At 58.5% G+C, this 15,501-nt stretch carries 11 protein-coding genes; all 11 read right to left on the reverse strand.

Annotation, left to right across the window (positions count from 1 at the left end; translation table 11 throughout):
* Positions 1 to 288: 288 nt before the first annotated feature.
* Entirely contained in the window at positions 289 to 2,493 is a 2,205-nt protein-coding gene (locus tag HY011_28325; GenBank protein ID MBI3426854.1) for an Rne/Rng family ribonuclease, read from the reverse strand.
* A gap of 1,429 nt (positions 2,494 to 3,922) precedes the next feature.
* On the reverse strand, positions 3,923 to 5,020 hold the full coding sequence (locus HY011_28330) for a rod shape-determining protein RodA (GenBank protein ID MBI3426855.1): 1,098 nt from the start codon (positions 5,018 to 5,020) through the stop codon (positions 3,923 to 3,925).
* A gap of 94 nt (positions 5,021 to 5,114) precedes the next feature.
* Positions 5,115 to 7,154: a penicillin-binding protein 2 gene (gene mrdA / locus HY011_28335; protein ID MBI3426856.1), complete on the reverse strand. Its 2,040-nt coding sequence runs from the start codon at positions 7,152 to 7,154 to the stop codon at positions 5,115 to 5,117.
* A gap of 42 nt (positions 7,155 to 7,196) precedes the next feature.
* Positions 7,197 to 7,793, reverse strand: a complete 597-nt coding sequence (gene mreD / locus HY011_28340) for a rod shape-determining protein MreD (protein ID MBI3426857.1) — start codon at positions 7,791 to 7,793, stop codon at positions 7,197 to 7,199.
* A 114-nt stretch (positions 7,794 to 7,907) separates the two neighbouring features.
* Positions 7,908 to 8,837, reverse strand: a complete 930-nt coding sequence (mreC, locus tag HY011_28345) for a rod shape-determining protein MreC (GenBank protein MBI3426858.1) — start codon at positions 8,835 to 8,837, stop codon at positions 7,908 to 7,910.
* A 72-nt stretch (positions 8,838 to 8,909) separates the two neighbouring features.
* A complete protein-coding gene (locus HY011_28350) occupies positions 8,910 to 9,953 on the reverse strand; it encodes a rod shape-determining protein (protein MBI3426859.1) in 1,044 nt (347 codons plus the stop codon).
* Between the two features lie 803 nt (positions 9,954 to 10,756).
* A complete protein-coding gene (locus HY011_28355; protein ID MBI3426860.1) occupies positions 10,757 to 11,392 on the reverse strand; it encodes a LemA family protein in 636 nt (211 codons plus the stop codon).
* 118 nt (positions 11,393 to 11,510) lie between these two features.
* Positions 11,511 to 12,215 (reverse strand): hypothetical protein, encoded by a 705-nt coding sequence (locus HY011_28360; protein MBI3426861.1) that lies wholly within the window; start codon positions 12,213 to 12,215, stop codon positions 11,511 to 11,513.
* A 52-nt stretch (positions 12,216 to 12,267) separates the two neighbouring features.
* Positions 12,268 to 13,137, reverse strand: coding sequence for a TPM domain-containing protein (locus HY011_28365; GenBank protein MBI3426862.1), 870 nt, complete (start codon positions 13,135 to 13,137; stop codon positions 12,268 to 12,270).
* 177 nt (positions 13,138 to 13,314) lie between these two features.
* Entirely contained in the window at positions 13,315 to 14,787 is a 1,473-nt protein-coding gene (locus tag HY011_28370) for a leucyl aminopeptidase (protein MBI3426863.1), read from the reverse strand.
* 185 nt (positions 14,788 to 14,972) lie between these two features.
* On the reverse strand, positions 14,973 to 15,449 hold the full coding sequence (gene smpB / locus HY011_28375; GenBank protein ID MBI3426864.1) for an SsrA-binding protein SmpB: 477 nt from the start codon (positions 15,447 to 15,449) through the stop codon (positions 14,973 to 14,975).
* Between the last annotated feature and the right edge of the window lie 52 nt (positions 15,450 to 15,501).

Consider the following 15,501-nt stretch of genomic DNA (forward strand, 5'->3'; position numbering starts at 1 on the left):
GTTGAAGAACGAGATTCTGCTTGCTTGAACGAGCGTAAGGCGGGCTGAGTTTAAGTGCGACTGCACAACTTGGCAATCGTGCCGACAAAAAGCAAAAGGCTTGCTTGCAAACGAAACCGTCTGCAAGCAGGCCTTCTTGTTAGGACTTACGCAAAAGCGCATGGAGTTCAGGCTTCAGCCTGTGTGCGTGAACTCCAAGACAGGCTGAAGCCTGAACTCCATGCGCTTGCGCCACGTTTTTTTGAGCTTCTGCGTAAGTCCTACTTGTTATTCAGACACTGCGCCGCGCTACGACAACGCGATGTCGAACTGTTCCTGATGCACCGCCGGGTCGCTCTTGATCGAAACGACGCCACCCAGATACACCTCAATCTCCTGCAAGACGTCGCGTTCGGATGAACGCAGGGCTTTGGCCACATCGGGGTGGACGCGGAGGATGACTTCGTTGGCGTCGTCCACGTCTTTGCTGATGCTGCGGGCTTCGGCCAGGATTTCGTAGGCCACGGTTTGCGGGCTTTTGACCATGCCGCCACCGCCGCAATACGAACAGGGCGTGCACAAGGTGCGTTCGAGCGATTGCTTGACGCGTTTGCGCGTGACGGCCACGAGACCGAAATCATTGAACTGGAGAATCTTCGAGGGCGCTTTGTCGTTGCGCATCTCGTATTCGAGCGCTTGCAAAACCTTGGCGCGGTTGCGGCGTTCTTCCATGTCAATGAAATCGAGCACGATGATGCCGCCCAGATCGCGCAGGCGGATTTGGCGCACGATTTCTTTGGCGGCTTCGAGGTTGGTTTTGGTAATGGTGTCTTCGAGGCGGTTGGACTTGCCGACGAATTTGCCGGTGTTGACGTCAATCGCGACAAGGGCTTCGGTTTGGTTGATCACGATGTAACCGCCGGAGCGCAGCCAGACGCGGGGTTTGACGGCTTTGTCAATTTCGGCCTGCACGCCGTAATGATCGAGGATCGGTTCGTCTTTGGTGTACAGTTTGACGCGGTTGACCATCTTGGGGGCGAAGCGGTTGACGAAATCCACCATGCGTTCGTACTCCTCTTCGTTGTCCACGCGGATGGCCGAAAAGTCGCCGGAGAGTTGGTCGCGCAGGATGCGCTGCACCAAATCCAAATCGCGGTGAATGATGGCGGGCGCTTTGACGCGGTCGGCGCGGCGGCGCATGTCGTTCCAGGTGCGCACGAGGTATTGCATGTCGTCGCGCAACTCTTCGTTGGTGCAACCGTGCGCGGCGGTGCGCACAATGAAGCCGCCCGTGGCGCCGGTTTCGGCGCGCAGCGTGTGCAACGTGCGTTTCAAGCGCATGCGTTCTTCGTCGGTGCCGATCTTGCGCGAGACGCCGATGTGTTCGACGGTCGGCATGTAAACGATGTAGCGGCCTGGCAGGGCGACGTGCGACGTGATGCGCGCGCCTTTCTGGCCGATGGGTTCTTTGGCGATCTGGACGATGATTTCCTGACCTTCGCGCAGCAGGTCGGTGATGACCGGACGTTGAAAGCGGTTGTCGTGCGCGGCGCCTCGTGAACCGCCGTGATTGCCCGTGCTGCTACTACTGCTGCTCCGGCGTTCATACGCTGGCGCAGCGATGGGCGCAGGTGCGGGCGCGAGTACCGCCACAGGCGCGGCTTCTACGTGATCGTCTTCATGAAATTCTTCGGTGTCGGCGGTGGCTTCGGTGACGGCGCGGCGCGCGGGGAAATTGCGGCGACGCCCCCGGCCACCACGGCGCGTGGCGGCCATTTCGCCGCGGTTGCGGCGTTGGCGCACTTTGGCGCTGCCTTCGGGCATTGGCTCTTCGGCGGGCGCGGTGGGATTGAGCGAAAGCACTTCGACATCGCCCAACAATTCGACGACGCCAATCTCAGGTAAGGGCATAGGCAATTCATCGGTCACCGCCGGTAACACATCTTCAGTGGCAGCGGTGGCAGGCACTTCTGGCGCAGGTTCATGCGGCAATTCGCGCGTCTGACGCTCGGTTGCAAACCAGGCGGGAGCCGTCACCGGCTCCGTCACGGCGACGAGCGCACCGGCTTCGGCACGCACAAGCGCGTGGTGTTCCGGCTCAGCGGCGTCAGCCGCCGCTGCACTGCCAGCTTCAACGGGTGCGTCGGCCAGCGGGGCGGTCGGCGCGGGTTCGGGTTCTTCTTCGTCGCGAATGCGCTCAAAGCCCGCCGGCAAATCAAGCGAACCGGTCAACGAACCGACCGTGACATCCGGCGTTGGCTCGACTTCCAACACTGTGGTGCGGAACTCTTCGGCGCGCACCTGTTCGGCGATGCGTTCCTGCATCATGGCATCTTTGAGCATCTCACCAGCCTCGGCCTCGTCGTCCCGCTCGTCATCCATGATGCGTTCAAACGGATTGTGATGAACGATCACGACAGGCTGCTGCTGAACGGCGGGAGCGGCTGCCTCGCCGTGCGTTGCGGTTTCGGCGGTCTCGGCGACTGCGACCGATTCCAGTTCAAAGGTTTCCATGGACTCCGGGGCCTCCGGGGTTTCAACTTCGGCGGTCTCGGCGCCGCCACGGCGGGGACGGCGGCGGCGGCGGCGGCGGCCTTGGCCTTCTTCGCCTGACGCATCTTCGGGCGCGCCTGATTCTTCCGAGGTGTCGGCCAGGGCTTCGACTTCGGGCGCTTCTTCGACCACTGGCGCGGGAGCTTCCAACGCCTCTTCCGGTTCGGTATAGCGCAATCGGTTGCGGCGGCGCTGGCGGCCATCGCGCGGACGCGCCTCAGCGCTGGGTTCCTCGTCTTCCTCGCCATTGAAAGCCGTGACCGAGCCAGTCGTAATAATTGTGCCGAGGCCTGCGGCGGTCAGCATTTCATCGCCGGGGGCGGGTTCGATCTCCGGCTCTTCGGCGAGGTCTGCGATGTGTTGCATGGCGACGGCGGCGAGTTCGGCATCACGGTCGGCATCACGATCGGCATCACGATCATCTACGGCGATGCGGTCAACTTCATAAGCGGCCTCGCGCGCTTCGCGGGGTTGGCGTTGCTGGCGTTCGCGGTATGACGCGGTGGTAATCGGCGGGCGCGGATCCTTTGCCGGTGGCGCCAGTTGCAGTGGTTGTTGCGGTTCGCGCGCGGCGACTTCGTCTTCGTCGAGTTCTTCTTCATCAAAGAAGTCTGAGACGTAGAGGAAGGAATCGCGTTCGAGGCCGATGTCCACAAAGGCGGATTGCATGCCGGGCAGGACTTTCATCACCCGGCCTTTGTATATGTTGCCGACGATGCCCTGGTTTTCATCGCCGCGTTCGACGTAAAACTCAGTCACGACATCGTCTTCGATAATGGCGATCTTCTTTTCGCGTCCGTTGACGCTGACGATCAATTCTTTCGACATTCGGTTCTCCTCTGCGGAAGCAGTTTTAGCACCGGATTGAGGCAGCAAAAGGTTTGTTGCGGCCCGGCCTAAAACCGGAGTCAAGCTTGGGTTGGCTGGCTGGCAGATAGTCGGAGGGCTGTCAGGGGTTGAAGCAAGCGGTCGTCGCTGACGACTCGCGTCACGACGACTGTTGGATAAAACCGGCGCAGAGAAAACGGAGCGGCGCGCCAGCAGAGCGTGAGACCGGGCGCGGCACGACGGTGTGTTAAGGGTCGTGCGCGCAAATTCTGTGTCGCCTGACGCGACAACGCTCTGCCAGCGCAGCCTCTCCCGATTGATCTTTACCGGGGAATCTTCAACTGCCGCCGAAGCGGCAAAACCTGAGTAAGACCTCTGACGCTGACCGGCTTGCGCAGCGCAAACCGGCTTGCCAGCGTGATAGTGACCCAGGTGCGCGGCGGCACTAAATCCGCGCCACCAGGGCCGTGTCGCAGTTGGTCTTTGGGAACGCTGTGGCGGTGACTGGCAAGGCTGACGTGGGGACGGAATTGCAGTGGCCTTCCGTGCTCAACGTATACCTTCAATTCACGAAGCGCCGTAAACGCACATTCATCGCCAGCCCCAGCCCAAAAAACGTGGCCAGCACCGACGATCTGCCGAAACTCATGAGTGGCAGCGGGATGCCCATAATCGGCAAGAGCCGCACAACCATCCCCACACTGACGGTGACGTGATAGAGCAGCAGCGCTGCGTAACCCGCAATGAGTAATAACCCCGTGCGGTCGCGCGCTTGCCGGGCGATTTGGAACAATCGCAGCACCATCAAGAGATACAACACCATCAGCGCAAAGCTGCCCAGAAACCCGGTTTCTTCACTCGCAACGGCAAAAATGAAATCTGTGTGAACTTCGGGCAAAAACCCGTAGCGTCCCTGTGTTCCCTGACCAACGCCTCTTCCCCACAGTCCGCCCGACCCCACGGCAATCTCGGATTGATCGTTTTGATGGCGGTAACGTTTCTCCGCCAATTCGGGCCAATAGACTGCCAAGATGCGTTGCGCTTTGTAATCCTTGCTCGCCTTGACGTGCGGGACGGCCAGCACGACGACCAGGATGAGCGCCACCGCAACTCCGGCGACCCAACTCCAGCGCACTCCGCACAGGAACAAGATCGCCGCAAAGAAAGAGGTGAAACTAAGTGTGCTGCCGGTGTCGTGTTCGAGATACACAAGCACCGTCGGCACGATCCAAATGGCGGCTGCCATCAGGACTGTCCGCAGTTTCAGCGGACGTTCGCGCACGTCGGACAAAAAGTGCGTCAGCATCAGCAAGGTAAACAGCTTGGCCGGTTCCGAAGGCTGAAATTTGACAAAGCCCAGGTTGAGCCAGCTCTTGTTGCCGTTGACTTCGTAGCCCAAGGGTGTGAGCACGAGCAACAACATCACGATTCCGACGGCGTAAAAGTACGGTGCCGCCGCGACAATGATGCGGTAATCACGCATCGTCATCACGAACAGCAGCACGATGCCAGCGGCAATTCCCCACAATTGATTGCGCCACAATCCCGGCTGCGGCTCGGAACTGGAGATTTCGAGTACGCCGAACAGCGCAATCGCCAACGCCATCCCGAACAACGGCCAGTCAAAATCATCAATTGTGCGTTTGGAAATGCCGAACATAGTGGTCAGTGGTCAGTGGTCAGTGGTCAGTGGTCAGTTGCCTGCAATTGGACACTCATTGCCAATCACTGACCACTGACCACTGACCACTGGTTCACTTCTTTGCCAAGTCCGCCTTGGGCGCCAGATCGGGGTGCGTGCGGCGGACGTAATCTTCGTAAATCGCTTTCGCGCGGGGGGCCGATTGGCGGCCACCGCGCCCGGCGTTTTCAGTCAGGATGACCATTGCCAGTTCAGCCTTGTCGCGCGGCGCAAAGCTGATGAACCAGGCATGGTCATTCGTCGCCTTTGTCATGCGGTCGTTAGAGGTGACTTGCGCAGTGCCAGTCTTGCCACAGACATCAAAGCCGGGCACAGCAGCGGCGGTGCCCGTACCACCCGCGTTGACGGCGCGCCACATGCCTTGCTTGATGATGTCGTGAAACTCGGGCGCCATCGGCACCTCGAATGGATTCTTGTCGGAGTATCGAGCTTCAGGTTGCGGGCTGCCGTTGCGGGCCACGCCTGCGCCCGCGCGCAGCAACAGATGCGGCGTGTGCATGTGGCCGCCATTGGACAGCACCCCGACATAACGCGCCAACTGAATCGGGGTCGAGGCGTTCTGCCCCTGACCGAAGGCCGAAGAGGCCATGTCGTAATCGGTAAAGCGGGACTCGCGTTGAAACATTTTCTCGTCGGCTTCGGTCCAGGGTGTTTCCTGCACGCATTTGTCGCGCGCCTCGCCTTCCAGGCCTTCTGCTTCGCAACGTTTGCGGATCGCACTTCTCACGATGCCGCGCGCATAGCTGGCCTTGGTTGTCGGGGTCGGCGCGATACCTCTGGATTCATTGGGCAAATCAATGCCCGTGCGATGACCGAACTGAAAGATGTTGACCCATTTCTCAAAGCGCTCCGGCCCCAGCTTCAACCCAAGCCGGTAAAAATAACCGTCGCACGAATGCTGAATGGCGGTCACGATATCCGGCATCCCCATGTGCGAGAGCGAGTTCATAAAATAGTTGCCGAGTTGAATGCCGCCGTCCTGCACCCGGGAACTGCTGGGCGTGATGACGCCTTCGTTCAAAGACGCCGTCGTCGTGAACAGCTTCCAGGTCGAGCCGGGCGGGAACTGACCCTGTATGACGCGGTTGTAAAGCGGCTTGTCCGGGTCTTCCTGCAACTCCCGAATCTCTTCTTTGCCTTCCTGTGTCTTGGCGCGTTGCGAAAAGGTGTTCGGGTCGTAGGCCGGATGGCTAACCATCGCCAGCACTTCGCCATTGTTGGGATTAGTCACGACAATCGCGCCGCGTCCGGCGGGCATGGTATCTGTCTGTTCCTCGGCGGTCTGTTGAATGTCCAGATCAAGCGTGCTGTAAAGATCGCGCCCCTGAATCGGATCGGTGCGATCAATCTCTGAGATGATACGGCCCCGGCTGTCCACCAGCACACGGCGTTCGCCATCCTGCCCCATCAAAATGTCGTTGTAGGTAAGCTCGATGCCGGACTTGCCGACGATGTCGCCGAGTTTGAACCCCTTTTCCTTGAAGTACTGGCTTTCGGGATTGTTCAGTTGCTTTTTGCTGACCTCGCCCACGTAGCCAAGCGCATGCGCTGCCAATTGACCAAAGAGATACAGCCGCTGCGGCGCTTCTTCAGCGCGAATCATCGGATAGTCGAACTGATGCGCCTCGACCCAGGCGACATCGGCAGGCGAAGCCTGTGTTTTCACGACGATGGATTCATAATTGGGTTCATACTTGGCCTCTTCAAAGCGGCGCTCCATCCATTCGCGCTCGATGCCCAGTTGTTCCGCTAGCAGCGTGGTGAATTCTTCGTAGCGATTGCCGACATCTTTTTTGCTGAGCACGATGTTATAGGCGGGCTGACTGGTCACCAGCACGCGCCCGTGGCGGTCATAAATTACCCCGCGCCGCGCGGGGATCGGCAGAATGCGAATGCGGTTTTGATCGGCACGTTCGGCATACCCCTCGCCATTCATCACCTGCAACCACCACAAGCGGCCAATCAAGACCGCAATGATGAGCAGCGCCAGATAAATCACAAACTGCATCAGCACGCCCGCCCGCCGCAGATCATCCAGCGAATCGAAGCCGCGCTCTTTGACGATTAAATCTGGCTGTTTGATTGGGGTCATACGTCTTCCCAACTATCTTTTAGCCAACTAAATCTCGGCCAACTAAATCTTGATCTTCTTGCTGATAAACCGCCGCCGCCGCATGCCGCGCAACGCCGCCGTGCGCCGTGCGCCCAGGCGCGTGGTAGTTTGAAACACATTATCCAGCAGCACGAAAAACGGAATCGCCGCCAGCAAATTGCCAATCAGGCCCATGACCAAAATGGCCAGCAGGCTTTCCTGTCCCGTTAAAGACGCCAAGGGGAACCGCAGGATTTGATAACCGATTAGTTGGACGAGGATGTTGATGAGGCTGGCCGCCGCAACCGTGGCGATACGGACGGGCAGATTGTCCAACACAATCACGGAGGAGATGCGATCTGCCAGGTACCCGGCTAATAAATAGGCGATGCCACTGATGGCAATGACCTGCCCGCCCGCGCTGAAATCCTTGATGACTCCCGCCAAGATGGCCGTCCACAAGGTCACCTGGTGTTCGCGTTGTTGCAGCCCGAGATAAACCACCACCAACAGGAGCCAATCTATGTGACGCAGCCCCGGATTGATGTATTGGGCGAGGGTAATTTGCAGGAACGCGGCTATCAGCAGGCTGGCGCCAATCTTGAGATTCCGCGTCGAACCTAATGCGTTTTTCTCCAATCGCGTCTACTTTCAGACCTTAGACTCCCGACCGCTGACTTCAGACCCGATTTGCTGCGCACCGTTCGCCGGCTTGCAGCCAGCAAAAGGTCTAAGGTCTGAGGTCTAAGGGCTTCAGGGCTGCGCTTCACCGCGCCGTCGCCCTGGTAGTTTTTCCTGTTGTTGTTTCGCCGTCTCTTGTTGGACAAGTTCGTCCACCTTGGCGCGAATCTGATCTTTCGGCACCTGCAAGACGGCGACGACATCCAATTTATTCAACGGCGCCGCCGGCTCGATTTCGAGTGTCTGCGGCACACCCGGAGCACCCGGCGTCAACCGTACTGTTCCCAGCGGCAACCCACGCGGGTAAAGGCCATCCTGCCCAGAGGTAATGACCGCCTCACCCGCGGCGACCTTGTCGGCGGGTCCCACAAAGCGCATTTCACAGAGCACGTTGTTTTTGCCCTTGATGACGCCAATCAAGCGCGTGTTGACCAGTTGACCGATAATCGCGCCCGCGCCGTGCCGTTCATCCGTGATCAACAAAACCCGTGAGGCCAGCGGCCCGGCGAAAACCACGCGGCCCACCAAACCTTCCGGCGTCACCACGGGCATGTCTTTTTGCACGCCCGCCAACGTACCCTGATCAATCACGACCGTGTTAAACCAGGCGGTGGCGTCACGCCCGATCACGCGCGCGTCCAGGGCCGGATAATTCAAGCCCGAACGCCATTTGACGAAAGTGTTGAGTTGGTCGGCCACTTTGGCTTGGTCTTGCGATTCAAGGAGCTTTTGGTTGAGTTGCGCCACTTGCGCTTTCAACTGTTCGTTCTCAGCCCGCGCATCGCGCAACGCAAAGTAGCGATTTCCGATCTTGCGAAACGAACCCAACCCATTCGCCAGGAAGAATTGGAAAGGATAGAGGATGGTGCTGACCACCACTTGCCCCACATATAATTCCGGGTGACTCGTGGTGCGATTAAACGAGACCGCGACTAAATGCAGCGCCAACAGCACGGCCAGCGTCCTCGTCGCATCCTGTTTAATCTTGTCTACGAACTGCACGGATAAAAGTAGTCAGTAGTCGGTAATCGGCAGCTTGGACGTGATTCGTGACTGACTACCGACGACTTCAGCTTATGACGGCAAGGTGGCGCCATCCCAGCGCACGCGCCGCAAAAGTTCAAAATCCGAGAGCATCGTGCCGGCCCCGAGCACGACCGAAGAAAGCGGGTCTTCGGATTGCGAAACCGGCAGGCCCGTCTCGCGGCTCAAGCGTGAATCGAGTTTCTTAAGCAGCGAACCGCCGCCCGTCAGCACGATGCCACGATCCACGATGTCGGCGGAAAGTTCCGGCGGGGTGCGTTCGAGCGCCACACGCACTGCATTGATGATCGTCGCCACCGAATCGGAGAGCGCCTCGCGGATTTCCTCATCGGTCACGACAATGGTTTTGGGAATGCCTTCGATCAGATTGCGGCCTTTGATTTCCATGCTCAGGGGCGTATCCACCGGGTCAGCCGAGCCAACTTCCATCTTGATTTGCTCAGCGGTGCGCTCCCCGATCAATAGATTGTATTTGCGCTTGATGTATTGCGTGATGGACTCGTCCATCTCGTTACCCGCCACGCGCACGGATTTGGAATACACAATGCCCGAGAGCGAGATCACGGCGATGTCGGTCGTGCCGCCGCCGATGTCCACGATCATGTTGCCGTGAGGCTCGGTGATCGGCAGCCCCGCGCCAATCGCGGCGGCCATCGCCTCTTCGACCAGATACACTTCCGAAGCCTTGGCGCGATAGGCCGAATCTTCGACGGCGCGCCGTTCGACTTGCGTGATTTCCGACGGAATGCCGATGACGATGCGCGGACTCACCCAGGTCTTGCCGTTGTGGGCTTTGCGAATGAAGTACTGCAACATCTTTTCGGTGACTTCGAAATCGGCGATCACACCGTCTTTCATCGGGCGGATGGCGACGATGTTGCCGGGCGTGCGGCCCAGCATCTCTTTGGCCTCTTTGCCGACGGCTTCGACTTTGTGCGTGACTTTATTGATCGCGACGATGGAGGGTTCGGAGACGACGATGCCCCGGCCCCGCGCAAATACCAAGGTATTTGCCGTGCCCAGGTCAATCGCCAGATCGCTGGAAAACAGACTGAAGATCGAGCGTAGGTTCATTGAATTTGGTCTGTGAGACTGGCCGGGTCAGCCAATGCATCGGATTGAATTGCCGTCAGCCTCTCTCCCCTTCAAACAAAGCTTTGATCCGGACGCATCGTTCAGTGCGCCCAGGTTACCGTGACCGGATTGCTTCAACGTTTCGGCGTGTGCTGTCTGTTCTTGGTTGGGTGCCAACGCGGATCAGGCCAACGCAGATCAAATTCGATCTGCGCCACGGAAAATCAATCGGCGAACGTCACATTATATAATTGCCGGGCGGGAGGATACCGCAAAAGCCCGAATTGTTGAAGTGGCACCCGGATAAAAGTTTCACCCTCCCCAGACCGCGCTGGGAAATTTCCCGCTCACCCCTAGCCTAGCGTCAACAAACGCGTCTGTCAGCGTGGAGAGCAACACCGCTGGAACCGTAACGGCAACAAGGGGAGCAAGGGCATGCCGTTTTAGGCAGGATCAATAAACCTCGTGCGGATTAGTCGCTTTAACCATTAGCCCGGTCACTCGCAAACTAGCACAGGCACGAAAACGCTTGCAATACGATTCTTACCGAAAGCCCATTAATGCCGACTACGCCGCAAGGCCAGCATAAAAATACTGGGTAGTGGCTCAAAGAGGAGAAGTCTGGCCGCGGATGAACGCTGGAAAAACGCGGAGCAGTCCTGTTAGCCAATTGAATTGATCTGCGTCGGTCTGCGGCGTGGCTCTCTCCCCATTGACCCACTACCAAATACTGAAGAGCCACGCTCCTTTCACGTTCAAAGGCGGCCTGGCTCCCCCTCAAGCTCGCCTCAGGCGGACAACAATTACTTGCTGAAATCCACCTTCGGCACTGTCTTGGCGCCCTCTTCCGCTTTGAAAAACGGCTTGTCCTGAAAATTCAACATCCCCGCAATCATCACCGTCGGGAAGGTCTGGCGGGTCGTGTTATACGCTTGCACCGCTTCGTTGTAATCCTTGCGCGCGATGGCCAGACGGTTTTCGGTGCCCGCGAGTTCGTCCTGTAACTTCAAAAACTGCGTATCTGATTTCAACTGCGGATACTGTTCGACAATCGAAAGGAAGCGTCCGCCTGTGCCCAGGATGCCGCCGCCGCCGCCGCCACCGCCAGGGATGAGACCGGCTTTGCGTGCAACAGCGGTCATCTGATTGCTGGCGTCCATTTTCTCTTCGGGTGTTGCAGTCGTGGATTGAATCTTCGCGCGCGCCTCAGCGATTTTGGTGAAAACGCTCTCTTCCAATTTGACGTAGCCTTTGACCGCATTGACCAGGTTCGGAATCAGATCGGCGCGCCGTTGCAAATTATTTTCCACCTGCGCCCATTTGCCATCCACTGCGTTGCGCGAGGCGACCAGCCCGTTATATTTCCCCGCCACCCAACCACCGAGGATTAACACGATCACCAACAACACTGCTAACACACCGAGTATCGCTTTTCCCATAGCTTTGCTCCTTTTGAACAAGTAACTCAAAACCAAATGGCACAGGGCAATCGCAAGACATCAGCGCTCCCCATTTTTTGATTTTTGCCTTTTGATTTTTGATTTTTGATTTCCAGTCTCACAGCTTGTCCACTGCCGCAATGATCTTGCTCAGGCAGTCCACATAGCTGGCGAAAAGGTCCTGCGCTTCGACTTCCAGCAACTGCACCGGTTCATCGCGCAGGCGCAAAATGCGTTCGAGTGGGGAGAGATCAAGCTCCAACCGTTCACCAACCCGCCGCACCGTCGCCAACCGGCCCAAAGGCGGCACTTCACCAAGCATATCCAGGATAGGGCGAATGTAACGCACAAAGCTGACAATGCTCTCGGTCATCAGCCGCGCCAATCGCTCAACTGAGCCGCCTTCGGGCAAATAAAGCGAGCGCAGGCGCAACAGTTTGCCGCGCAATTCATATTCGATCTGCGCGCGTAGATTATCTTTGGCGGCCTCGCGTTCGGCGATCAAATCTTCGCCGTGCAAGACGCGGTAGGCCCGTTTCAAATGGCGAAACTCGACAGCAAACACATCCAGCGAATCCACAAATTCCTGCCGCGTAAAAAACACCGGCAGCGGGAAGCCCTGCGCCACCCACCCACGCGCCGCCGGACGGGCCTTGCTCAATTCAGCCACGCCGAGTTGGTTCGTCACCACCAGCGTCAAATAATCGCCCGGCTTCACATTGCCCGGCGCGGCGATGGCCGAGCCATACGCGACCACGGAAACCAGCTTGTCCCCCAGAGCCGCGCGCAACTGATTGACCAGTTCGTTGAATTTGTCTTCCATGCCAGACCTCAGACCTTAGACTTGAAACGCCAAGGTATTAGCCACACTCGAATTACCAGCTATCGCTCGCGCCGCCACCGCCGCTGCTGCCGCCGCCAAAGCCGCCCCAATCGCTGCCACCGCCACCGCCACTATCACCGCCGCCCCAACTGCCGCCTCCGACCGAGCCGCTGCCAAACCCGCCGCCGCCGCTGTTCCAAATCATCGGCGCAGCGTGCCAGCCGGAGCTGCGGCGTCCGCCGCCCCCGCCGCCACGGCGTGCCAGCATAATCATCAGCAGGATAAAAATGATGACCGCGATGAAAATACAAATGACGCCGCCTACGACCTGGCCGCCGCTGACATCAGCGTCCGGCTGCGGCGCATAGGCGTATTGCCGGTCAATGCCTTCAACCGAGATGTTCCACTTCTGCGCCAGCGTATCCACCAGCGTGCGCACGCCGACGGTGATGCCCTGCGACCACTGTTTCTGTTGAAAGTAAGGCCGCATCCGCCGCAACATTTCGCCCGCCAAACCGTCGGGCAGATCGCCTTCCAAACCGTAGCCGACTTCGAGCCGCGATTTCTTATCGTTCGGCGCAATCACCAGCAGCGCGCCTTTGTCTTTGTGTTCGCCGCTTTTGGCCCCGATGCCCCAGGCGCGATAGAGTTCGTTGGCGTAATCCTCGACCGGGCGTTCGTTGAGCGACGGCACGGTGACAACGGCGATTTGCGCGCCCGAACGTTTTTCAAAATTGAGCAGGATCGTTTCGAGCTGCTGTTTCGTGCCCGCATCCAGCACGTTGGCAAAATCGTTGACGTGGCTGGTATAGGCGGGGAATGGTGGCTTCTGTTGCGCCGCGCCTGGCGACACGCCCGCCAACACGGTTAGCAAAACAAGCACCGCGTTTAGCAGCAAAACCGGCTTGGCAGGTGATTTCATCGGGGCACCTTATAGCGGAGAGCGGCAAAGGTGTCAATTAATGCTCCGGTAAAGCCTGGGTACGCACCGCTTCCAGCGTGCAGTCGTGGCAGCGAACGGATTGATGCTGAAAGGAACCTCTTCGGACTAATTTCGTCTGACGCCACGGCTGCACGCGGGGAAGCGTGCGTACCCAGGTTAGCCGCAAACCAGCTTCACCAACGTCCGCACACCCACCGCCGTCGGCCCCACGCCCAGATGCGGTTTGCCGTTTTCGTTCCAGGCAGTGCCTGCGATGTCCAGGTGCGCCCAGGGCGTGTCTTCGACGAATTCGCGGATGAAGTACGCGCCGGTGATCGTGCCGGCCTTGCGCCCGCCGATGTTTTTGATGTCGGCGATCTCGCTCTTGATCTGTTCGCGGTACTCTTTGTCGAGCGGCAGTTGCCAGTACTTTTCGCCCGTCGCTTTGCCCGCCGCGATGATGGCGTCCACCCATTCCTGGTTATTGCCGAGAATCGCCACGTAAACATCGCCGAGCGCAATCGAAACCGCGCCGGTCAGCGTCGCCAAATCCACGATCTTCGTCGCGCCCAGTTTGCGCGCGTAAGCCACGGCGTCGGCCAGGATCAAGCGGCCTTCGGCGTCGGTGTTGATGACTTCGATGGTTTTGCCGGTCATGGCTTTGACCACGTCGCCGGGCCGTTGCGCCTTGCCGCCGGGCATGTTTTCGACGGCGGGGACGATGCCGAGCACGTTAACGTTGGGTTTGAGTTGCGCAATCGCGCGCATGGCTGCCAGCGTCGTTGCGCCACCGGCCATGTCGTATTTCATTTTCTCCATCCCATCGGCGGGCTTGATCGAAATGCCGCCCGTATCGAAGGTCACGCCTTTGCCGACGATGGCGATAGTTTCATCCGACGCTGCCGCAGGCTTGTAACTCAGCACGATCAACTTCGGTGGTTCAACGCTGCCTTGCGCGACGCCGAGCAAAGAGCCCATGCCCAATTCGCGCATACGGGTTTCATCCAGCACATCCAGTTCGAGGCCGAATTCTTTCGCCACCTCTTCGGCTTTTCCGGCCAACGCGGTTGGCGTGATGATGTTGCTCGGCTCGTTGATGATGTCGCGCCCGAAATTGGCGGCTTCAGCAATGATGCGCCCGCGTTCAATGCCTGCGGCCAGAGCCGCCCCGTCGCCATTTGCCAGCGTCAACGAATCTACCGGCGTATCGTCATCTTCTTTCTTATTCGTGTGGTATTTGTTCGGCTCAAACAGCGACCAGAGCGCGCCTTCCGCCGCCGCTTGGGCGTGTTCGCCGACCACCGCGCCGCGCAAAGCAAACGCGATATTACGCGCCTTCTTTTTGCGCAACGCCCGCGTTGCTGTCCCGGCCAGCTTGCGTGTTGTGTGCGCGTCGAATTCGGCCTCTTTGCCCGCGCCCAGCAACAACAATCGTTTGGCTTTCACATCGCCGGGGCTGGGCAGATAGGCCGATTCGCCCGCCTTGCCGGTGAACTCGCCGGTCTCAAGCAACGAAGCGATTGTCCCGCCAGTGCGTTGATTCAATTCGCCCAGCCAGCCTTCGTTGGCCTTTTCGCCTTCGTAAACGGCGACGGCCAGCGCGTCGCATTCGATTTCAGAATAGTGCTGTGAACTCGCTTTGATTTCCATTCAATGATGTCCTCTCGATGATTTGCTGTCACTGCTCTCTTTGACGCGCAGCGTCTTTGGAGTGCGCGCGGCACAGGCCGCCGCTTTAGTAGTCCTTTGACTTGTAGCTAACGAAGGGCATACCAAAGCGGCGGCCTGTGCCGCGCGCACTCCAAAGGCTTCGCCACCTTCTTTGTTTCTCCTCCTCAATCTTCCCGCATGCGATTTTTCATGGCTGCGCGGGCTTCGCGGTCTTGCGTTTTCTTCGCTTCCTCGGCGCGTTTGTCATAGAGCTTTTTGCCTTTGGCGATGCCCAGTTCGCATTTGATCAGGTTGCCTTTGAAATAGAGCTTGGTCGGCACAATCGTCAGGCCTTTTTCCTGAATCTTGGATTGCAGCCGGATGATTTCTTTTTTGTGCAGCAGCAAGCGGCGGTCACGATCAGGGTCGTGATTCTCCCGGTTGCCGTGCGAATAGGGGCTGATGTGCGCATTCAGCAACCAAGCCTCGCCATCCCGCACCAACGCGTAAGCGTCTTTCAAATTGACCCGCCCGGCACGCGCTGATTTGACCTCGGTGCCGGTCAACTGAATGCCCGTCTCGTAGGTTTCCAGGATGAAATAGTTGTGATAGGCCTCTTTGTTGGTGGCGATTGCTTTGATTGCCTGTGTCTTGTCTGTCATTCAATGCAACTCTTCCTAGAATGAGGAAGAAGAGATTACAGAACAGACAGAA

It is taken from the genome of Acidobacteriota bacterium (assembly GCA_016196035.1).
Classification (GTDB): domain Bacteria; phylum Acidobacteriota; class Blastocatellia; order RBC074; family RBC074; genus JACPYM01.